General features: G+C 29.5%; 15 protein-coding genes. 9 read left to right on the top strand and 6 right to left on the bottom strand.

The genetic code is table 11. From position 1 onward, the window contains the following. The first annotated feature begins 133 nt into the window (after window positions 1-133). A complete protein-coding gene (locus h2es_RS05360; protein WP_154512085.1) occupies window positions 134-2,569 on the top strand; it encodes an endonuclease/exonuclease/phosphatase family protein in 2,436 nt (811 codons plus the stop codon). Between the two features lie 117 nt (window positions 2,570-2,686). Here the strand turns inward: h2es_RS05360 and h2es_RS05355 are convergent, their stop codons facing one another. The 4 genes from h2es_RS05355 to argS form a co-directional block, all read right to left on the bottom strand. Beyond that, the gene (locus h2es_RS05355) at window positions 2,687-3,460 is read right to left on the bottom strand and encodes an ABC transporter permease (RefSeq protein WP_154512083.1); all 774 of its coding nucleotides are present in this window, start codon (window positions 3,458-3,460) and stop codon (window positions 2,687-2,689) included. 5 nt (window positions 3,461-3,465) lie between these two features. Next, the gene (locus h2es_RS05350; RefSeq protein ID WP_154512081.1) at window positions 3,466-4,365 is read right to left on the bottom strand and encodes an ABC transporter ATP-binding protein; all 900 of its coding nucleotides are present in this window, start codon (window positions 4,363-4,365) and stop codon (window positions 3,466-3,468) included. 7 nt (window positions 4,366-4,372) lie between these two features. Beyond that, entirely contained in the window at window positions 4,373-5,518 is a 1,146-nt protein-coding gene (dnaJ, locus tag h2es_RS05345; protein ID WP_154512079.1) for a molecular chaperone DnaJ, read from the bottom strand. Between the two features lie 90 nt (window positions 5,519-5,608). Then, window positions 5,609-7,336, bottom strand: a complete 1,728-nt coding sequence (argS, locus tag h2es_RS05340) for an arginine--tRNA ligase (RefSeq protein WP_154512077.1) — start codon at window positions 7,334-7,336, stop codon at window positions 5,609-5,611. Window positions 7,337-7,431: 95 nt separating this feature from the next. Here argS and h2es_RS05335 point away from each other — a divergent pair, with 95 nt between their 5' ends. From h2es_RS05335 to pth, 3 genes are read left to right on the top strand one after another with little or no spacing between them, the layout of a single operon-like run. After that, window positions 7,432-8,946 carry an acyl-CoA carboxylase subunit beta gene (locus tag h2es_RS05335; RefSeq protein ID WP_410528610.1) on the top strand — a complete coding sequence of 505 codons (1,515 nt, stop codon included), beginning with the start codon at window positions 7,432-7,434 and terminating at the stop codon, window positions 8,944-8,946. Between the two features lie 30 nt (window positions 8,947-8,976). Then, on the top strand, window positions 8,977-9,672 hold the full coding sequence (gene radC / locus h2es_RS05330; RefSeq protein ID WP_154512073.1) for a RadC family protein: 696 nt from the start codon (window positions 8,977-8,979) through the stop codon (window positions 9,670-9,672). Further along, the gene (pth, locus tag h2es_RS05325; RefSeq protein ID WP_154512071.1) at window positions 9,669-10,259 is read left to right on the top strand and encodes an aminoacyl-tRNA hydrolase; all 591 of its coding nucleotides are present in this window, start codon (window positions 9,669-9,671) and stop codon (window positions 10,257-10,259) included. Before radC ends, pth begins: the two co-directional genes overlap by 4 nt. Before the next feature lie 424 nt (window positions 10,260-10,683). Here pth and h2es_RS05320 read toward each other — a convergent pair whose 3' ends face one another. Together h2es_RS05320 and aspT are read right to left on the bottom strand one after the other, a co-directional pair. Beyond that, a complete protein-coding gene (locus h2es_RS05320; protein ID WP_154512069.1) occupies window positions 10,684-12,261 on the bottom strand; it encodes a bifunctional aspartate transaminase/aspartate 4-decarboxylase in 1,578 nt (525 codons plus the stop codon). A gap of 19 nt (window positions 12,262-12,280) precedes the next feature. Next, the gene (gene aspT, locus h2es_RS05315; protein ID WP_154512067.1) at window positions 12,281-13,990 is read right to left on the bottom strand and encodes an aspartate-alanine antiporter; all 1,710 of its coding nucleotides are present in this window, start codon (window positions 13,988-13,990) and stop codon (window positions 12,281-12,283) included. Window positions 13,991-14,095: 105 nt separating this feature from the next. On the opposite strand from aspT, the gene h2es_RS05310 reads away from it, so the two are divergent. From h2es_RS05310 to h2es_RS05290, 5 genes are all read left to right on the top strand, one after another. Then, window positions 14,096-14,266: a hypothetical protein gene (locus h2es_RS05310; RefSeq protein ID WP_154512065.1), complete on the top strand. Its 171-nt coding sequence runs from the start codon at window positions 14,096-14,098 to the stop codon at window positions 14,264-14,266. Window positions 14,267-14,597: 331 nt separating this feature from the next. Then, window positions 14,598-16,073, top strand: coding sequence for an FAD-dependent monooxygenase (locus h2es_RS05305; RefSeq protein ID WP_154512063.1), 1,476 nt, complete (start codon window positions 14,598-14,600; stop codon window positions 16,071-16,073). Window positions 16,074-16,431: 358 nt separating this feature from the next. Then, a complete protein-coding gene (locus h2es_RS05300) occupies window positions 16,432-17,970 on the top strand; it encodes a hypothetical protein (RefSeq protein ID WP_154512061.1) in 1,539 nt (512 codons plus the stop codon). A gap of 943 nt (window positions 17,971-18,913) precedes the next feature. After that, window positions 18,914-20,320 carry a glycosyltransferase gene (locus h2es_RS05295; RefSeq protein WP_154512059.1) on the top strand — a complete coding sequence of 469 codons (1,407 nt, stop codon included), beginning with the start codon at window positions 18,914-18,916 and terminating at the stop codon, window positions 20,318-20,320. A 213-nt stretch (window positions 20,321-20,533) separates the two neighbouring features. Further along, window positions 20,534-22,561, top strand: coding sequence for an alpha/beta hydrolase family protein (locus tag h2es_RS05290; RefSeq protein ID WP_154512057.1), 2,028 nt, complete (start codon window positions 20,534-20,536; stop codon window positions 22,559-22,561). The last annotated feature ends 38 nt before the right edge of the window (window positions 22,562-22,599 follow it).

Genomic DNA, 22,599 nt, shown 5'->3' with positions numbered 1-22,599 from the left:
TGAGAAGAATTTTACTTTACATAGTCATATAATTTATAAAACATATAAAAATATTAGACATTACTTTAGGTTGTTAATAGAATTAAAGTAATACATAATAAAACTGTAATTTAAATATTGGGGATTATTAATTATGGCTAAAAAAATAAATTTAATGACTTTTAATGCTCGAGTTGCAGAAGCGTGTGATCCTGGAATAGAAGATTGGGCATCAAGGAAGGATTTTTTTGTTGAAACAATAAATAAGGCAGAGTTAGATTTTTTAGGTGTACAGGAAGCTCAAAATCATGTCGGGGATAATTGTAGAGATCATAATGCACCTTATGAAAAGTCTCAATTAGGTTATATAGAACAAAATGTTAAAAAAAGTAATTTAGCATTATTACGTAAAGAAGATGGTGAGTTATATCCAGCAACTATTTTTTATAATGAAAAAGTATGGGATATTCATGAAAGATTCCCCCAAATAGACTTAGGGGATGATAGGTATGCTGTTTGTGCATACTTTAAACTTAAAGAGGAAGCGCAAATAGGGGTTTATTTTTGTAATACACATGTTACTACAAATAGGCAAGAAACCAAAACTTTTGAAATAATTAGGCATAAGTTGTTTAATGAAATTAGAATAGATCATCCAACCGATCCTGTATACTTTTTGGGAGATTTTAATGGTCATTGTGGTCCAGATGGAAAGAGTGGTTGTAAAATTTACAATGGGTTAGTGGATGTTTTTGCATCAAAACCTGAAATGTATAACTTTGATAGAGATTTTAAGCAAGGTGATGTTTCAGGAACAGGTCATGGAGTAAAGCAAGGTAATCACTTCAAACATAATGTATATGTAGGTGATCATCATGAGAAAGGTTATACTAGATTGATCGACCATATTTTTGTCCCAAACAATCTTGGAGAAGGTAATTATAACCCGGTTATAGGAATATATACTCGTACGAAAGATGGACAAACACAATATCCAACTGACCATTTTCCAGTAAGTGTAACAGTAGATTACACTAAAATAGATTATTGTACTAAAAATCCATCAAAACCGGTTCTTGTTGAGTCTCCAAAATATAAAGATGGTGCTGTCTCTTTTAAATGGGAGGTTGATCAAAAAGACAAAGAATGTCCTGTAATGAAATACTTAGTATATAATTATAAAGGCGTTCATTACGATAATTTAATAACCACTCTTGATAATACTGAAACTGCTTTTACAGAAGAAGTTTCTGGTAGTTCAAAATATGATTATTATGTTTCTGCTTACTTTGCAGATAGTAGGACTTCAGAGTCACTGAAGGTCACGGTTAAGGAAGAAATGGTTAAAAGAGAAGAGTTAAATGATGAAAAAATAAATAATCAAGGTGCAAAGAGTAATAGTGCTGATTTATCGTTAAATATAATGACATTTAATGTTCGTATCTCACCTGCAGGTGGAGATGATAGACAAAAGGAATGGAATGAAAGGAAAGATTTTGTTCTTTCAATTTTAAAAGGTGAAGAAAATACTGATAGTGGTGAAAAAATAGGTGTTATGGATTTTATAGGTATTCAGGAAGCTGGTGGCTTCCAAATGGACTATATAATGTCTAATATGTCTGGTTTGAATTATAAACAAGTTCCTGGAAATGGTGCATTATTATTGTATAAAGCTGATAGTTGGAATCTGAAAAATAACTACTCATTTGAAGTAACTGGAGATCAATGGGGGCCTAGATATGTTAAATGTGGTTTATTTAGTGAAATTGTAGAAAGTAGTAAAAATGTTTTTGTTTGCAATACTCATCTTCATGTGGGCAGAGATGAAAGAGCTAGTTATCCGAAAATTGATGAAAATTTGCAAAAAATAAGACAAGATAATCCAGATTCTCCAGTAATTTTAATGGGAGATTTTAATGCTAATTGTAGATCAGATGGTAGACCTGAAGAAATTCAAGGTATGGGGTGTAAAGTAGGTAATGGGTTAGTTGATATTTTTGCGCCAAAACCAGAAGAAAATAATTTCAATCCTAATGATAATCGTGCAACTTTTCACAATTGGAGTGGAGGTCCTGATGGTAACTATAATAGAATAGATCATATTTTTATTCCAGATTATGCCTTTTTTTCAGATCCTGAAAAAAACAAAGCTATAATAATACATGCTTCAAGACAATGGTCTAAAGATGAGCATGTAACACAATATCCATCAGATCATTTCCCTGTTATTTCAAAGCTATATATGCCTTTAAAGAATCCAGTAGAAATTTGCAAAGATTCAACTAAGTTAATTAGCAAGAGCTTTAATCAAAAAGATATGATTTTATCTTTTGATTGGAGTATTGATAGTGATAAAGAAAATTGTGAACGATCATCTTTTGATGTATATAGTTATTTGGGGGTAGACGCAAATAATAAAATTGCAACATTAGAACCAGGTAATAATTCTTTTGAAGAAAAAACAAAGGAAAAAAGTCCTGATGGACACTATAAGTATTATTTACAGAGCACTTTCTCAGATAATCAAAAATCTGCGGCTATAGAAATTAATATTGGGCCAGACAATATAATGGCTCATGATGAATTATAAAAATAAACTATATTAATAATACACAAGTTTAGTTAAGCTTGTGTATTGTTATCAATTAGAATTTTTTAATATAAAAGATATCAAGAAGTAAAGTTAGATACACTTATATATATATATTTACTTCTGAAGTTTTCGGTTAAATGAATAAACAGCAAAAGCAAACAGTATAATATTTGCAAATATTATAGAGGTAAAAGATATATAATCAAAGTTACCAATTTGCCAAAAACTATGCCTAAAGATACTTATGAAATGGTAAATTGGATTTAATTGAGTAACTTTTTGCCATAAATCTGGAAGCATTTCAATTGTAAAAAACACACCTCCTAAATATACCATTGGTGTAAGAATAAATGATGAAAACCACATTATGTCGTCAAAAGTTTTAGAAAATATAGAATTTACAATACCTGCTACTGAAAAAAAGAAAGAGATAAGGAAAATCATGCAAATACACATTATAAATGAATGTATACTAAATGTTATAAAAAATAGTGTTGTTATAAGTACCATTAAGCCATTAAGTATACCTCTAAAAATTCCACCAAATGTATATCCAATGATAATAATCCAAGTTGGTAAAGGAGAAAGTAAAAGTTCATCAATATTTTTTTGAAATTTCATACTAAAAAATGAGGAAGATGTACTGCTGTACGAATTCATTATTATTGCCATTGCAATAAGTCCTGGTACTAAATATTGATCATATGCAACATTTTGTCCACCTATACTTACAAATCTATTTTTAAATAAAATTTCTCCAAAAATTATAAAATATAAGCTAGTTGTGATAATTGGTGGGATAAGTGTTTGTGGCCATATCCTTAATATTCTTATAATTTCTTTTTTTAAAATTGTTTTAAAACCAATAAAATTTATTTGCCATTTCATATACTTTACACCACTGAATTTAAAAATAATTCTTCTAACCTATTGTTTTTTGGATAAATTCTTTGTATTTTGCAACCTTGATTAACAATAAATGCTATACTATCTGATAAAGAATTGTTTTGATCAATTGAGATTTCAAATATCTTGTCTGAAATTTTAACAATTTGGCTATTATTTATTTTTAAAGAATCATAATTATCAATCTCAATTTGATATTTTTGTTTAGGACATTGCCTAAATATCTCACTTATAGAATCATTCATAACTATTTTGCCTTTGGAAATAATGGCTAAACTATCACAAAGCTTTTCTGCTTCTTCAAAATAATGAGTAGTAAGAATTATTGTTTTACCTTGATTATTTAAATCTTTCATTATTTGCCATATCTTTTGCCTTACTTCTGCATCTACTCCTGCAGTAGGTTCATCTAAGAAAATTATATCTGGTTCGTGCATTAATGCTCTTGCAATCATTAATCTTCTTTTCATTCCACCAGATAAAGTAATTACAGCTTGATCTCTTTTTTCCCATAAATCCAAATTTTTTAGAAGTTTTTTTGCTCGTTTTGTTGCAATATTTGAGTTTATACCAAAATACCCAGCCTGGGTTATTAATATATTTATAACTTTTTCAAAAATTGATATATTAAATTCTTGAGGAACTATACCAACTTCAAATTTTATATGTGCAATATCAAAATCTAGATTTTTACCATTAATTAATACTTTTCCAGAAGATTTTTTTGTAAGTGATGCTAATATTTCAACAAAAGTAGTTTTACCAGCTCCATTTTTACCAAGTAAAGCCAAAAATTGTCCTTTCTTTATGTTTAAGTTTATATCTTTTAGTGCTTGATGGCCATTTTGATAAGTTTTTGTTAGCTTAGAAATTTCAATAGAATACATAGTAATTTTAATTTTTTTTATTAAAATCTGAAACAAAGTTTTTTACTTTATCAAAAAAGCCTTCAGATTTTGGATTTGCACCAGTCTGGTTAATTTTACCAAATTCTTCTAGAAGTTCTTTTTGTTTAGAGGTTACTTTTATAGGTAATTCAACATTCACATTAACATATATATCTCCATTTCTAGAGGAATTCATAATAGGCATGCCCTTATTTTGCATTCTTAATTTAGTGCCAAATTGGGTGCCTGCTGGTACATTTATTTTAGCAATATTTCCATCAATTGTAGGTATCTCAATATATCCTCCAAGTACAGCAGTGGTCATTTTTATTGGTACAGAGCAATGTAAATTTGCATTATCTCTTTGGTAGAATTCATGAGGCTTAACTGAAATATGTATATATAAATCTCCAGATGCTGCACCACGCACACCTGCCTCACCTTCTCCAGATACTCTTATTTTGGCGCCATTATCTATTCCTTTTGGTATATGTATAGATAAATTTTTCTCTTTCTCATATCTACCTTCTCCTTTACATGTTTTACAAGGATCTTTAATCATTACTCCAGATCCAGAACAGCTAGTACAAACTTTTTCAATCATAAAAAAGCCTTGTTGATATCTAACCTTACCTGATCCATGGCAAGTATTACAATTGGTAGTTCCAGTTTTTGCTTTAGTGCCTTTTCCATCGCATTCATCACATTTAACAGCAGTTCTAAATTTTATATTTCTGTTTAATCCTTTATATGCATTTTCTAATGTTATCTCTGTATTATATCTTAAATCAGATCCTCTAAATTGATTTTCTCTTTGCTGTTTTGGAGAAGAGCTTCCTCTACCCATAAAATCACCAAATATATCTCCAAATACGTCAGCAAAATCTTCAAATCCTCCAGCTTGAGAATGAAATCCACCACCAGAATTTTGAAAACCTGCGCTACCATATTTATCATATGCAGCTCGTTTTTGATCATCTTTTAGAATTTCATATGCCTCATTAATTTCTTTAAATTTTTTTTCAGATTCTTTATTACCTTGATTTTTATCAGGATGATGTTTTAAGGCTAATTTTCTAAATGCTTTTTTTATATCATCAGCGGATGCATCTTTATTAACCCCTAAGATTTTATAGTAATTTTTCTCTGCCATTAATAATTAATATTATTTTGATAACCACCTTATAGACATAGTATATAAATTTTTTTTATCAAGAAGAATATATAATATATTTGCTATTTGTTACATTTTTTCTAATGCCTTGATGCCTAAAATTTGTAAACCTGAAGTTATAACTAATTTTACTGAATGAACTAAAAATATTCTTGCTTTTGTTAGATTAACATCATCTTCAATTATGAATTTAATATTTTCTTCTTTGGTGCCTTTACTCCAGATTTGATGAAATATGCATGCTAAATCATAAAGATAATATGTTATTTTATGAGGATCTAAATTGTTTAAGCAAGCAGTTATAATTTTTGGATAAAGTGCTAAAATTTTTATTAAACTTATATCATATTCACTTTTTAGAGGAGTTAAATCAATATCTTTATCATGTATATTATTTATATCAATGCCCATATTTATGCCTTTTCTTAAAATAGACCCAGCTCTTGCAGATGCATATTGAACATAAAAGATAGGATTGTCTTTATTTTGTTGCTTTAATTTTTCTACATCTATTTCTAAAAGTGTATCTGAACTTTTGGATAAAATAGCAAATCTAAGTGCATCACTACCAATTTCCTCGATGACTTTTTTAAGTGAAATAAAATTGCCTGATCTTTTGGACATTTTGATTTGCTCACCATTTCTTAATAACTTAACTAATTGGCATATCTTGATGTTTAAATTTGCTTTGCCATCGCTTAATGCACTTACAACACTAGTAAGTCTTTTTTTGTAACCTATATGATCAGCTCCTAGCAGTAATACCATATTATTAAAGCCTCTTTTTATCTTATCTAAATGGTAGGTAATATCAGATACAAAGTATGTGTATTCTCCATTTGACTTTATTACTGCTCTATCGATATCATCACCAAATTTAGTAGATTTAAATAAAATTTGCTCCTTAGGTTCCCAATCATTATTCTCTTCGCCTTTTGGTTTATCTAAAATACCTTTATATAATAAATTTTTTTCCTTCAAAAAATATATACAACTTTCTACTTTATTTTGTTCAATCAATTTTTTTTCAGAAATAAAATAATCATGTATAACTCCTAATTTTGATAAATCATCTTTTATAATTTTTAAAATTCTTTCAACAGCAAAGTTCTTTAAAAATTCTTCTCTATCATTATTTGTGAGAGTGTTTAATTTATTTTTAAATTCATCTTTTAAAATGGCAGCCATATCAATAAGATATTCACCTGGATAACAATCTTTATCTAATTCAATTTTTTCACCAAGCAATTGCTTATATCTTATTTCAAGTGATTTAGTTAAAGTTTTAATCTGATTTCCAGCATCGTTAATGTAAAATTCCCTTATTACATTATATCCACATTTTGATAGCAAATTTGAAATTACATCTCCGAATATAGCACCTTTAGCGTGCCCTAAATGGAGTGGTCCTGTTGGGTTAGCAGAAACAAATTCAACATTTATTTTTTCTTCATTTCCAATATCTATTTTTGGATAATTATGTCCTAAATTAACTAACTTTTTTAAAAATTTATGCCAAAAATATGGTTTTATTTTGAAATTTAAGAAACCAGCACCTTCTATAGAAATTTCTGAAATATATTCATTTGCCAAAAGAATACTTGATAATTCTTTCGCTATATCTCTAGGATTTAATTTTTTTTTCTTGGCTATAATTATAGATACATTCGAAGATAAGTCCCCATGATCTTCATTTTTAGGGTATTCTACTTTAATTTCGTTATCGCTTAAAATTTTTGGATAAGTGTTTTCTACTGCATTATGTATTAAGCTTTTAAAATACAAAAAAATATTCATTCAAAATTTATAGTTAATGTATTTTGGAAGTATTTGTTATACGATAAATTTCAAAACATTGTCAAAGAATTATTTTTTTATTAATATAAGCACAAATTAACTATTATAAGATTATGCAAAATAATAAAATTAATGAAAGAATACAATCTGCAAGATTAGGTGGTGGGCAAGATAAAATTGATAAACATCATAATTCAGGTAAGTTAACAGCAAGAGAGAGAATAGAAATTTTATTAGATCCTGACTCATTTGAAGAAATGGATGCTTTTATTGAACACAGGTGTCAAAATTTTGGTATGGAAAATAAAATTTTTCCAGGTGATGGTGTAATAATTGGGCATGGAACAATTAATGGAAGACTTGTTTTTGTTTATAGTCAAGATTTTACTGTAATAGGTGGCTCTCTTGGAGAAATGCATTCGAATAAAATAACAAAAATACAAGATTTAGCTATGAAGCTTAAAGCACCTATTATTGGAATTAATGATTCTGGAGGAGCAAGAATTCAAGAAGGTGTGGACTCACTTAAGGGGTATGGTGAAATATTTCAAAGAAATGTTGATGCATCAGGAGTAATTCCACAAATTACATTAATTATGGGTCCATGTGCGGGAGGAGCAGTTTATTCGCCAGCACTTACAGATTTTATATTTATGGTTAATCAAACATCGTATATGTATTTAACAGGTCCTGACGTAGTGAAAACTGCAACACATGAAGATGTAACTCATGGTGAATTAGGTGGAGCAGAGATTCATATGAAAAGAAGTGGTGTTGCTGACTATATTGCTGAAAATGATATAGAATGTTTACAAATGGTAAGAAGATTCTTTGATTTTTTACCTTCCTCAAATATAGCTGAATTACCTCAGTATAAAACAAATGATCCTGCAGATAGAATTGAAATGTCTCTTGAGACTTTAGTGCCTGAAGATAATACTAAACCTTATAATATGAAACAGTTGATAGAAAAAGTTGTAGATGAAGCTGATTATTTTGAAATTAAAGAAAATTTTGCAAAAAATATAACTGTTGGCTTTGCAAGATTTGAAGGGCGTCCTGTTGGGATTGTAGCAAATCAGCCTACCGAGCTTGCAGGTTGTTTAGATATTAATGCTTCTATTAAAGCAGCTAGATTTATAAGATTTTGTGATGCATTTGGGATACCAATTATTTCGTTTGTTGATGTTCCTGGTTTTTTACCTGGTACTGATCAGGAGCATAAAGGTATTATTAAGCATGGGGCAAAATTATTATATGCTTATGCTGAAGCTACAGTTCCAAAAATCAGCTTAATTGTTAGAAAATCATATGGTGGTGCATACATAGTTATGAGCTCCAAGCATTTAAGAGGTGATATAAATTTAGCTTGGCCAAACACAGAGATTGCAGTTATGGGTGCAAAAGGAGCTGTAAAGATCTTAAAAGGTATATCAATTGATGAGTATGAAGAAAAATTTGCTTCTCCATTGGTTGCTGCCTCGCGTGGATATCTTGATGATATTATAAAACCACATCGTACTAGATGGAGAATTTGTAAATATTTGGCAATGCTTGAAAATAAAAAGGTTGAAAAACCTTGGAAAAAGCATGATAATCTACCATTATAAAACTAATGTTTGGGAAGGACATTTTACAATATGGAAGTTATTGATAGTAAGCATGGGCATAGGCAAAGATTAAAATCTAGATTTTATAAATTACCTATTAGATCATTGCCAGATTATGAGATATTAGAAATGGTGTTATTTTATGTTATACCAATTAAAGATACAAAAAAAGTAGCAAAACAATTACTGAATACATTTGGAAGTTTAATAGGTGTTCTAAATGCTGATTATACACAATTAAGCCAAATAAAAGGATTAGGAAATTCGGTATATCTTTTTTTTAAATTACTTAAGGATCTTTTTAGTAGGTTACATTTGCCAAATGAGTGTGATAAAAAATTTCACGTTTTAAATAATTGGACTTCTGTAGTAAATTATTGCAACTTAACAATGGGATTTCAAAAAGTTGAATATTTCAAAATTCTTTATTTAAATGCAAAAAATATATTAATAGACGAAGAAATTATTGAATCTGGTACTGTAGATAGAATAGCTGTGCACCCTAGAGAAATTGTAAAAAGTGCCATAAATCATTTCGCATCAGCTGTTATTTTAGTACATAACCATCCTAGTGGTGATGTTTCTCCTTCAAAGCAGGATATAGAAATTACAAATACAATTGCAACTGCATTAAAAGCTGTTAATATTGTTATTCATGATCATATTATAGTTTCACATAATGATTATTTTTCTTTTAAAACAAATAATTTAATTAATTTTGAATGAAGTTAGTAATAGGTTTAGGTAATCCAGGTTCAAAATATAAAAATACTAGGCATAATATTGGCTTTAGTGTTATTGAATCCATATGTAGTAAATATAATATTTTAGATTTTACTGATAAATTTGATGGAAAATTAACAAGAAAAAAATTTTTTAACCATGACATTTTATTTTTTATGCCAATGACTTATATGAATAATTCAGGCATTCCTATAAGTAAATTAGTAAATTTCTATAAAATACCATTAGAAAATATATTTGTTATATATGATGATTTAGATTTGACTGTGGGCAAAATTAGAATAAAGATTGGTGGAGGTAATGCTGGACATAATGGGCTGAAGTCGATTGATCAACATATTGGAAATAATTATTGTAAAATAAAGATAGGTATAGATAAACCACAAGAAACATCAATGATAACAAATTATGTATTAGGTAAATTTAAAGAAAATGACTTAAGCAAAATAAACAGGATCTTTGATTTTTTAGCTGATAATTTTAACTTAATTTTAAATCATGAAAATGAAAAATTTTTAAATTTGTATTACTCTAATTTAAATAAAGAGGTTAAAAATAACAAAATATGATTATAAATAATTTAGTTAAAAGTAATATCAATATATTTACTAATAATAAAAAATATGGATAAAATTTAAATAATATACTTTTTTAACAACATTTTATTATATCTAATAATAACCCAAATTCCAGATAAGAAATAAGAAATTTATAGCAAATCTTATAATCATGAAGAGGAGTATCTCTGAGCAGTCATCACGAAGGAGGAATGCATACCACCCTACAGTCATCACGAGGGAGAGACTTTAATCTCGACTGTGGTGATCCATAATTATTGCCTAACTTATTTTGAAATATATCTGGATTGCCGAGAGCATTAACATGCTCTCGCAATGACTATATTGCTAACTAAAATTGTATTCAAGTGTTTCCATATAATAGCTCTTTAGCCTTTTACAGATTAATTCTTATATGCAGCTCGGGTTAATAATATTAAGATTTAATAAATTCATCATGATATTCATCTAAAATTTTTCTAATAGCTTTACCAATAGATTTATATTCATATTCTGTTAAATTTGCTAAAGAGACTCTTACAGATGAATTTACTACTTCAAATCCTTTGCCAGGAAGTAATACTATACTTGTTTCATCTGCTAGACGCATTAAGAAATCAATACCTGTATCTTTATTTATAAACCATTTGGCAAAATCATCATTGTACAAATTTTTTGCTAAAAGTTCTAAGTCTATTAAAGTATAATAGTCAACAAAGTTACTATCAGTATTATCAATTTTTACTCCTATAGCTTGATAAAGTATTCTATAACGGCGTCTAATAAGTTTTTTGGTAGTCTCTTTATATACATTATTTTCATCTAATATGCATGATAAGGCAAACAAAGTCATTTGGACTTGTTGTGGAGTTGATATTCCAGCAGTATGGTTTAACGCTACTGTTCTACTATCTGCAACAATTCTATCAATAAAACGAACCTTGCGAGGTTCAGTAGTAAGTGATTGATACCTAATATCTAATTCTTTTTTTACACTCTCATCTAAATTTTTTAAAGCGTCATCAAATACATTATTGGCATGAAGTCCTATGGTTCCAAGTCTCCATCCAGTTGCTCCAAAATATTTAGAAAATGAATATACGCAAAGAGTGTTATAAGGACATTTTGAAAAAAGAGAAGTAAAATTATCAGAAAATGTAGAGTAAACATCATCAGTAATTATCATCAAATCTCTACGTTTTGTTCTTATAAGATTGCTAATTTTGTTTAAAACTTCTTCGTTTATCTTTACTGAAGGTGGGTTACTTGGATTAACAATACAAAGAAGTTTTATTTTCTTATCTTCAATTTTTTTTAATTCTTCATCGGTTATTTGCCACCCCTGAGTTTCATCTGCTCTGATATCTACAATTTGTAAGTTGTATTCTGGTATTTCTGGAATTTCAAGATATGGAGAGAATATTGGAGTAACTATTCCTATTTTATCACCCTTACTTATTAGGCCATTGCTTTTTAATGTTTGAAAAATATAGGTCATTGCTGCTGTGCCACCTTCAGTAGCAAAAATCTCAAAATCATCTGGGATTACAGAGGTGCCACATAGTTCTGAGGATAAGTAAATTTTTACTATTTGTTCGCAAATTGTTAGCATTTTAGGTGGAACTGGATAATTGCATCCTAAAAATGCTTCTGTAATTTCATGTAAAAAATCCACTTTTTGTATTCCAAGATGATCAGTAATAAAAGATAAAGCTACCTTTAAGAATTTTACACCTTCCTTATCAATATTTATATCAGCATATCTATCAAAACGCTCAACAAGACCTTGTTTTTCTACCATTCCCCCTATTGGAGATTGTAAATATGAGTATGATCTTTCTGATTCTTTTAAAGCAAAATGACCTAATTGTAAAAAAGCATATCTTGGAGTTAGAGCCAAAAAATTAGGATTTCCACGTCCAGCATTTAACATAAGCTTATCTTTATGTGATGAAGCTATATTGATTAATTGATCTTTTAATTCAAATGGACTTAGATTGTTTGTATTAGCCATATATACCTCTTATAATGTATCATAAATGTTTTGCTACTAAAGCTACAATTACAGGACCCCATAAAGTTAACCATATGTTTGCAATAGCATATGATGCTGTAAAAGGAAGTACTGGAGTCGAGTTACCTGCTTTATCAAGTAATGCAGCAAAACCTGGATTAGCACTTCTTCCTCCAGCAATTGTTGCTAATATCTCTATAGGATTTTTTATTTTTAATATATAATATGAAATAATAAAGCTAATAACTTGAGGTATAATAGTAACCCCTATGCCTAATAAAAATAGTTCAGCACCATATTTTTCTATTGCTACAGTAGCTTCTGGACCTGCAGTAATTCCAACTGTTGCAACAAATACTGCTAATCCAAAATCTCTAAGGAAGTTAGAGGCTCTTGTAGGTAAAGCTGCATACCTTTTGTGAGTAGATCTGATCCATCCTAAAATTAATCCAGCTAACAAACACCCTATCCCATTTCCAAGTGCTATAGATATTCCAAATATAGTAAAACTACACAAACCAAAAATAAAGCCTACTGACATTCCTAATCCAAAAAAGATAAAGTCTGTAATTTTTGTAACAGGAATTGTATAACCTAGAAGTTTAGATACCTTATTTAAATCTGCTGTTTTGCCAATTAAAGTCACTTCATCTCCTTTTTTGAGTTGTAGATTTGGTTTTGACTTTAAAACCTCACCTAAGCGAGAAATAGTATTGAAAAAGACTCCTCCTGCAACTTTATTGCCTACTATAGTATAGAATTCATTAATACTTTTTTTATCAAATTTTTTAGAATTTACTATAATTGTACGAATTTCCTCTGTTAATTTCATTGCTTCAGGTTTTTCAACTTCTGGACCGAATAACTTATAACACTCAGAAAATTCTGAAACATTAGTAGTAACAGCAATTATATCATTTTTATGAACTATTGTTTTGTCATCAATATTAACCACTTGATTATTTCTTACAATTGCCTCAATTGCAATATGTTTGCCCAGATAATCTCCAATTGACTTATTAATAGCTGGTGAATTTTCTTTAACCTTGTAAATCCTTGTATCAATTGAATGTATTGCCTCAAATTGTCCCTCTTCAAGATTATCATTGCTTGCTATCCCATCTTTTGCCAATTCTATAGCGCTACTTCTAATATTCCATTTCATAATTCCTGGAATAATTGTACATAGCAAAATAATTGGTCCAAACGAACCAAATATATAACAAATTGCATAACCAACTGCTACATTAGCTTGCATAACATGAATAGATGCTTGAGAAATATCAAGTTTTGCTATAGCAGATGAAGCTGTTACAATCATTGCTGATTGTGTTAATCCTCCAGCACCTAGTCCTGCAGCTGTACCTTTGTCAAGATCAAATAACCAGGCAAAGACTAAGACACATAAAAGACCTAGCACACATGTAATTGTTGCAGAGATTAATTGTATAAAAGTCTTTCTATTTATTGACCTAAAAAATTGAGCTCCTCCTTGATAACCTACTGCATATATAAATAATGCAAAAAAGAAAGAGCTTAACTCTGGATCTATCTTTACTCCTATTTGCCCTATTAATATTCCTATAATTAATGATCCTGTAATGCCTCCTAATACAAAACCTTTGAAATGAAACTTACCAATACAATATCCTAAGGCAATTGTTGTAAATAATGCTAAGAATGGTAATTTTAAAAATATGCTATGAATATATGATATAGTTTCTGACATTTCACCACTATATATTTGTTAATTTAGACTAATATACAAGAGAGTTATAATGCAATATGTTTTTATAAAACACGAAGCTTAAAGTGAGTAATTGATAAATCTATTTTGGATGGCACGAATGGATTTAAAATCATCTTATCATCCATTAACTTTGGTTTAACTTTTACAGGTGATGGGGCCATGTGCTATGATATCATTATTGGAGCTCCATATTCTAACACATCTTTTGTAATATTTGGTCAAGAACATTTTTTTGATGATGAAGTTGTTCTATAGCCCTTATTACAAACAATGGAATGTATTATCTATAATTTAGGGGCAAAATTATAGTATTGTTGCGAATGGAAAAATTCAAAACAAAACGTTAAAACTTAAGAAATTAAATTTATGAATATTGGCTATTTCAAAAATTGTTTTTGATATTTTGATAACCCTTTATCAATCTGCAACAGTATAAATCTTTATAACATTTTGATGCTTACTTAACTACAGAAATTTGCTTTTATCATTTGCTTTTAATTTTATCTAATCTAATAATTAACCTTAAATACAGTGATGAATATCAAGGTAGGTGTATATATAATAATAAACAAAAGATGATATTGATATGAAGAATAGAGCTAATGTATTAGTTGTTGGTGCAGGTCCAGTTGGTTTATTAACAGCTGCTTTGTTAACGCATTATGGTGTTTCTATGCGTATAATTGATAAAAGGTCTGATCCCACTAAAACATCTAACGCAGTTGCTGTACACGCTCGTACACTAGAGTTGTTTAATACCCTAGATCTTAGTGAAAAGTTTATTAACACAGGTAGGCTTATAAAGTCTATGGAATTATATTCCTGCTTAAAACATTTTGCCTCTATTGATTTTAAATTTATTGGAAGTCAGTATGATTTTGTTTGCTGCATACCACAATCTCAAACTGAACGATTGTTAATAGAATATTTAGCTAATCGAGGTATACAAGTTGAACGTGAGGTTGAAGTTATAAATATAGAAAAAGATGTTGCACAGAGTGTTACTGTTGTTACAAATAAAGAAACGATTGTCGCTGACTGGGTGGTTGCATGTGATGGTTACCATAGTGTAATTCGTCAAGTATTGGATATTCCATATGAAGGTAAAGATTTGGAGCTCAAATTTATCATGATAGACTCGCCAATTGATTGGCAATACTCGTTAGACAGTATGTATACTGGTTTAAATGAGCAGTTAAGTGTTATGCTTTTTCCTATGCAAAATTCTGTCCGAATTATGGCCGAAGTTAGTCACTCAATAGAATTTAATAATGCAGAACCCAATGAAGATATTTTTATGCAAATTTTCAAACGTTGCTTACCTGGTGATATAAAAATTCATAAACCTCTATGGTCCTCTAAATTCTGGATTCATGAGCGCTTAGCAACAAATTATGTCAAAGGTCGTGTATTACTAGCAGGTGATGCAGCACATGTACATTCACCAGCCGGTGGACAAGGAATGAATACTGGTATGCAAGATGCTTTCAACTTAAGCTGGAAACTTGCCTTGATTATTAATGGTGGTGCAGGTGAAACACTTTTACAAAGTTATCAACAAGAACGTCGTCCTGTTGCACAAAAAGTATTGGCTAGTACTACACATATGACAAAATCAGTATTATCAAAAAATAAAATTTTAAATAAAATCCGCAATATCTTGATGTCACTTATTACTAAGCCTAGTATTATACAAAGAAAAATAACTAGCTTTATTAGTGAAACTGCAATTAATTATGAAACTAGTTCTATTGTTTTAGGTCATAGTATCAATGGTTTAAAACCAGGAGATAGATTACCTTGCTTTGTAAAAAATAATGTAAAGCATTTAATAATTGATTTTTCAGGCAATGCTAAATCTGTATTAAATGATGATAAATTTATAACTGTTATCAATGCTAGTGAAGTTAATCTGCCAAGCGAACTTAATAACATTAAGGAAGGTTATTGTGTGCTGCGTCCAGACTTCTATATTGGCTATCTAGGCAATGATTTATTAGAAGTACAGCAATATATAAAAAAAGTGGCATCGTTAAGTTATAATAATGGAAATAAAGATTGATTAGAAGTATTTAATATAGAACAACAGATAAATATGGCAAGGTATGAAGTATAGTATGTTTTGACAATACTGTTAATGGAAAAATTCAAAATAGGGATGCCTAATTATAAACGGTCAATTACATTCAACAGTTCAAAGAAATGTAAATGTTTTTTAAAATCAATAATCTTATCATTATAAACTTTAACACCCTCATTTTTTATATTTGGTATAATATTTTTACTATGAAGCAGTTTATTGGGTTTATATTTTTATCTTTAGTAGTATATTTTGTTTTAATAAAAAATTTAATATTAAAGGTTGTAGTATAAATTAAACATGATAGCATAACATTTGTAATAATTATGGTGGGGTAACTATGACTACAATAAATTTAAATCAAAACGAAAATTTTTCTAGTTTAAGCTTTAATGATTTATTAAAAAAGCCAAGTGATTGCACAGATCAAGCTTGTCCTAGTGGAGCTTATTTTGTTGAACATAGTGATGGTAAAAGTTTATATGATTTGGGAGCTAGGGTTGGCGGCCCTCAAAGTACTGTCCTGGCAGGAAAAACAACCGAATGGAGTGCAGCTCGTTATGCAATATTGATTGCAGAAGGTAATTATGAGATGCTGGATTATTTTAAAGTAGGATATTATACACAAATATCTGGAGTTAGTAATGACCAAGATTCTGTTGTAGTATCACCTGGTATTAATGTTTTAAATAATTGTGCTAAAGCTACTAATCCTGACGGGACTCAAAATGATAAATGTGATTCACCTGGTGGGCTTGATACTTTTTGGCGTACTTTATCTGATATAAAAATGAATATAGGAAGTGATGGTGCATTACGTTATGCAGTATCACAAGCATCGCCAATAAGAGACGTGACTATTGAAGGAAATGCTGGAATATTAATGTGTGATTGGAATACAGCTTCACATGCTTGTGGTATGACTAGTGGTGGTTTTATTGATGGGATGAAAGCTTCTAGTATTGGACTTGGATCTCAACAACAATTTTACGTGTCAAATTCAAAGGTGGGTAGATTAGAAGCTGGAGTTTGGAATATAGTATCCGATAATAACGAGATAGGTAGTAAAAAAGGAGAAGGTGATAAAAATGTGCAAAATAAATGGCCAGGATATCCATTTACAGAAGTGCACGATAATACTTTAGCTCAATCTCATAAAAAGCCTAAATTAGTTAAAGATCATGATGAGTGGAATGTTAAATATGATAACGAAGCAAAATCAATTGGTGAATTTATTATATTACAATTAAATCAAAACGAAAGCAGAACAACAGTATCTGCAAGTGATATTCAAAAAATAAATGATGAATTAGCCAATAACAATAAAGCAGGTATTATTGTAATGCCTGGTATTTATGACCTTGAAGATACACTAAATATACCAAATAATAAAATAGTACTAGGTTTAGGAATACCATCACTTGTTTGTCCAATGACTACAGGAAAATGTATGATAACTGGAAGTGAAGGAGTAAAGTTATATGGAGTGGTATTTGACGCACCAAAAACCAGTTCTTTTGATACAAATCCGGATGCTGTGCTTTTAAATGTAGGTGAGAAAGATCAGGGTGTGTCTACAAATCCTACTATATTACAAGATGTATATTGCAGAATTGCTCATCTGTATAAAGATCAAGAAGATGCTTCAGCATATAGTTGTATAAAAATAGATGCTGATCATACAATTGGTGAGAATTTATGGCTGTGGAGAGCAGATCATGATGCAAAATTCTGGAATGTATTAGCAGATACAGCTAAAGCTCCTTATGGATTAATTATCCATGGTAATAATGTCAAAATGTATGGTTTATTTGTAGAACATTTTCAAAATTATCAAACTGTTTGGTTTGGAAAAAATGGTCAGGTTAATTTTTATTAATCTGAAATGCCTTATTATTTGCCAGCAAATGGTTTAGCAAAATGCTCATTACCTGATTCTTCTTCCATAGATTAAACTCCAGGCTGTGCATCATTATATATTGCTGAGAGTGCTTCAGGATTTACTGGTAATGGACTTGGTATATATTCATTTTTTCCAAATGAAAATGTAAGAGGAAAGAATGCAGGTGAAAAAGCATTTGACCAAGGTACAATACAAGCTAAAACAGCAATTGTTGTAGATGCGGAAAATGTTACTCTAAATCATGGTTTAACTCACTTCTTAAATGGTGATTTAAATAGTGGAATTGAAGGTGTAATAAAGCATAAGGGCAGCTTATATCCAGAAAATAGTAACATTAACGGTAATGAAAAGGGATATGCATTTGATGAATTTAAAACGGATCATGCAGCCCATGATGAATTATAAGGATATGTGCTAAAGTAATTAGTAATTGCTAAAAATGTAATAATTTTTGCTTAATTTAGTTTCTAGTTATATTTAGTTAATTTGAAATTTATAATATAAAGGGGTTTGTTGTAAATATGATGATAGATAGGTAAGCAGTTTACAACAAGCTTCTTAATTTTTACTTACAATTATAATTCCTCTCTTTTATACTGTTAATGAGTTTGGCTTTTTATTGATGTATAATTAGGGAAAATAATTTATAAAACTTAAATTAGCAGTAGTAATATAGCAAACTCTATCATTTATGGGGAAAATAAGGAATATATTTGCAGTGAATATGGGTAGATATAATAACACAGTTAGTAGGCAGAGATATTGTTTTTAAAAAATTTAATCTATTTGGAATGGAGCTATATAAGTCATAGTTGCTCCCTAAAATTTAAGGTTCAGGGTTATGTCATTATCATGTCATGATTAACTTGACGCGACTAATAAATACTATTAGAAGTTAAACACAATATATTAAAAACATATGACTGAATCAGCAAACAAGAAATTGCAAGATGCATTAATAAGTTATATCTATAAAATTGGAGAAGAATACCCATATACGAGGTTAATTTGTCCTAAAAAACTTAAGTTACAAAAAAGACTAATAAAGGAAGCCATAGATTCTGGAGCTGATATTGCTACTGTGATGAATAATTCATATAGTATAAAGCTTGAAACTTTAAATGAAAATAAAGAATTATTATTACATCATCCAAATAAATTCTTAATAGTTCTTTCTAAAGTAATAGCATATAATGAAGCACAAGTAGATGAATCTATTGTCCTTTCCCTATATGAATCGATATTAACTGCAGGTGCAGATGTAAATTTTAATTATGATGGAGATACCGCATTATATATTTTATTTAACTCTGAGAACCAAGTAAATTCCTCAATAATGGAATATCTCATCAACCAAGGAGCAAGATGTATTTCATCACTAAAGGAAGAGGTATTTTACAATTTCAATTATAAATTATGGTCTCCACGTTTTATATTAGATAAAAAATATAAACATTTAACTGCAGAAGTACAGACTGAGTTAAAAATTCCACATTTTATTCACCATATATGGCTAACACATCGAGATAATCCTCGTGAAATTAGAGAGCAAGATTATCAAAATTCATTAGCAACTCTTGAAATTTTTAAACATTCAACAATAGAATGGAATCATATTGTATGGACAAACGATAAATCATTAATCCCCCAGACTATTCAAAAATATTCAGGCACTAAAATTGAGGTGCGATCAATAAATAATTATACTCATGAACTAAAATTTCTATCATTAATAAATATATTAATAGAAAAGCATCAATGGGGCAAATCTACTGATATTCTAAGGTATAGTATTGTTGAGCATTTTGGTGGTGTATATGCAGATTTAAACTTTATCTTTCACAGAGATATTTCAGAGGAATGTTATAAATATAATTTTTTTATAATGTCAAGCAGTGGAACTTATTTAGAGAATTATTTTTTTGCAGCAACAGCAAGTCACCCAATTATTAATAAATCATTAATGTTGGCTTATAGAAATATTGTTATGCCTCCAAAATATATCTCGTCAATAGCCAATCAGGATGATTCTATTGTTACTGATATAGCTACAGCTAGCACTCTTACATGGGCGTATTATCAAGAGGCCAATAAATTGAATAATACTGATGTTGCATACCCTTCTCTTCGAAGTTGGCCACCTAGTGAGCCTAGATATTCATCTTGTAAAGAGAATAATATTCATGAATTAAATGAATGGTTAGATAATTATGACAATTTAGAGATATGTGCAGTTGATAAATCATATGTTGTAGGGCATGACCCTGGTTTTGGAGGTCATACATGGTTGAATAATCAGCAAGAAGATTCTTATCAAGGTTACTGAACCATATCCAATACTAAGAGTTATAGTAATATATAAGTTAAAAAACCTATCAATATAGCTATACAAGCCATAGTTGCTGTATGAGGTTCAAGACTTTGGGTTGTGTTATAGTTATGTCGTAATTAACTTAATAATCATATTTTCTATAATAAATTGACATTGCTATATAAATATTATCTAATATTTATATAGCAATGGTTGTACTTTTGAGTAATGTCGGAATTCAAAATTAATAGTAAAGATTATGGGTTTAAACCTAAGGTAGTTGGAACGGATGGAGGTGATTTTATTATTACCTGGCTACGTACCGATGAAGGTAGTGAAAAACAATTTTTAGCTTCTAGATATCATAATAATGGTCAGATTGTCGATCCAGAATTTAAAATTAGTAACAGCACAATAGATTATAGTTGGCCGGAAAATCATATAGCTGCATTAAAAGATGGTAGTAATGGCTTTGTTGTTACCTATGATAATTGGTTAAAAAAGTATGATGCTATTAATAATATGGTTTATAGTTTGAATGAAGTTCCACCATACAATGATTTTCCCATTAATAGTCACTCAGTGATTTCAGGATTATCTAATGGAGATTTTGCTTTTATATCGAGTGATAATTATGATTTTTTTTATTATTTAATTTCAAATGACATAGATACTAAACATAAGGTTGAGATGCAAAATAGTGATATAGCAAAGAGTATCACTATGGATGCATTAAAAAATGGAGATTTTGTAATGAGTTGGATAGATGAACCCTCATTATATTTTCAATGTTATAGTAATAGTGCTCACCCTATAACTGAAAAAATAAGCGTAACAACATCTGTGGATGAAACACTTCCAACAACCATAGCAGCACTTAGTGATGGTGGTTTTATTGTTGCTTGGACTGCTCCAATGTTTGCAAAATTATATGCTAAGAAATACAATCAAGACTTTTCATTAGGTTGTGCTGAATTTGAAATTCCTAATCCTACTCCTTCAATAATAGATAAACAAGGTTATAATCCTTCAATAGCTGGCTTAGATAATGACCAATTTGTTGTTACATGGATGAATAGTGGTAACTACTATGTAAAAGTATATAAAAATGATTGTACTATTGTAATAGATCAATTTAAAGTTAACAGTAAGGCATCTAACAGTATAGAACATCCAGATTATTCTATTCCATCAGTAGCAGCTTTAAATAATGGAAATTATGTTGTAACATGGCCGAGTGTTAGATCTTCAGCATATGAACCAGGTAGAAGTGAAAAAGACTCTGATGTATATGCAAAAATCATGAATGTTCCACATTGTAATATAATAGCTAATAATCAAGCTTTAACAATGTTACAATATATTTCAGCTAAATTAAGTTTAGAGGTATATGGAGATGGTGGAGTTTTACCATCGGGGTGGACAACCTTGATTACTTCAAGAGATGAGGGAGTGCCAGATGCTGCAAAAGTAGGGCATTATTATGGTAAAGTATATAAGGATTCTAACAATAATATTGTTATTGCTCATAGAGGAACACAAGTTACTTATGGAGATTTATGTAATGATTACTTTATGTGGTTAAATTCAGTGCCAGGTGAATATAATAGTGCAGTTGCATTTATTGATTACGTAGTTCATCATTATTTATGTAATAATGGAATAACTGATGCTCAAGTTTCATTAACAGGACATTCTTTAGGTGCAGCATTAGCAGAACTTACAGCAGCTCATTTTCATTTGCCTGCTATTACTTTTGAAAGTCCTGGCACATATGAGATAATGAAAAATAATGAGCAAAGAATTGATGTAGCTGATATAGATATATGCTCTTTTACTCTTGAAAAGCACACATACACATTTACTGATGCTGATTTTAAATATGTAGATAAAAATGTAGTCAGCTATTTATCAGCTCCTAACATAGTTAATAGTATGTCAAATCATACAGGAACTATAGTTCGGGTATATCCTGAATTTGTATCTCAACCCGATAAAAAGCCTCTTTATCAACAGACAGGGTTTTATGGTCAACCTTCTTGGCAATTTTATACATCTTCTTACTCAATTCAATCTCAGCATTCTATGTTAGGCATGTTAGACATATTTAGTGATAATAATATAAATCCAAGCATACAAGCTACTTATTCAGAGTGGCCATCAGGAACATTATTTGGCTATAACGGTTATGATAATTATAATGCCATTGCGTGCAATCCACATTATTGGCTTAGTAATATACAGTACTTAAAATAAGGTTGCTATCAATGCAGATAATAGTGGAAATTTAGTTT

The sequence above is a fragment of the Rickettsiales endosymbiont of Trichoplax sp. H2 genome (assembly GCF_009690945.1).
Taxonomy (GTDB): domain Bacteria; phylum Pseudomonadota; class Alphaproteobacteria; order Rickettsiales; family Midichloriaceae; genus Aquirickettsia; species Aquirickettsia rohweri.
This window is presented reverse-complemented; position numbering and strand designations above follow the sequence as displayed.

Excerpts from the sequence above, each read along its gene's own strand:
- h2es_RS05360 (WP_154512085.1), top strand. The coding sequence starts at position 134 with ATGGCTAAAAAAATAAATTTAATGACTTTTAATGCTCGAGTTGCAGAA.
- h2es_RS05355 (WP_154512083.1), bottom strand. The coding sequence starts at position 3,460 with ATGAAATGGCAAATAAATTTTATTGGTTTTAAAACAATTTTAAAAAAA.
- h2es_RS05350 (WP_154512081.1), bottom strand. The coding sequence starts at position 4,365 with ATGTATTCTATTGAAATTTCTAAGCTAACAAAAACTTATCAAAATGGC.
- dnaJ (WP_154512079.1), bottom strand. The coding sequence starts at position 5,518 with ATGGCAGAGAAAAATTACTATAAAATCTTAGGGGTTAATAAAGATGCA.
- argS (WP_154512077.1), bottom strand. The coding sequence starts at position 7,336 with ATGAATATTTTTTTGTATTTTAAAAGCTTAATACATAATGCAGTAGAA.
- radC (WP_154512073.1), top strand. The coding sequence starts at position 8,977 with ATGGAAGTTATTGATAGTAAGCATGGGCATAGGCAAAGATTAAAATCT.
- pth (WP_154512071.1), top strand. The coding sequence starts at position 9,669 with ATGAAGTTAGTAATAGGTTTAGGTAATCCAGGTTCAAAATATAAAAAT.
- h2es_RS05320 (WP_154512069.1), bottom strand. The coding sequence starts at position 12,261 with ATGGCTAATACAAACAATCTAAGTCCATTTGAATTAAAAGATCAATTA.
- aspT (WP_154512067.1), bottom strand. The coding sequence starts at position 13,990 with ATGTCAGAAACTATATCATATATTCATAGCATATTTTTAAAATTACCA.
- h2es_RS05305 (WP_154512063.1), top strand. The coding sequence starts at position 14,598 with ATGAAGAATAGAGCTAATGTATTAGTTGTTGGTGCAGGTCCAGTTGGT.
- h2es_RS05300 (WP_154512061.1), top strand. The coding sequence starts at position 16,432 with ATGACTACAATAAATTTAAATCAAAACGAAAATTTTTCTAGTTTAAGC.
- h2es_RS05295 (WP_154512059.1), top strand. The coding sequence starts at position 18,914 with ATGACTGAATCAGCAAACAAGAAATTGCAAGATGCATTAATAAGTTAT.
- h2es_RS05290 (WP_154512057.1), top strand. The coding sequence starts at position 20,534 with ATGTCGGAATTCAAAATTAATAGTAAAGATTATGGGTTTAAACCTAAG.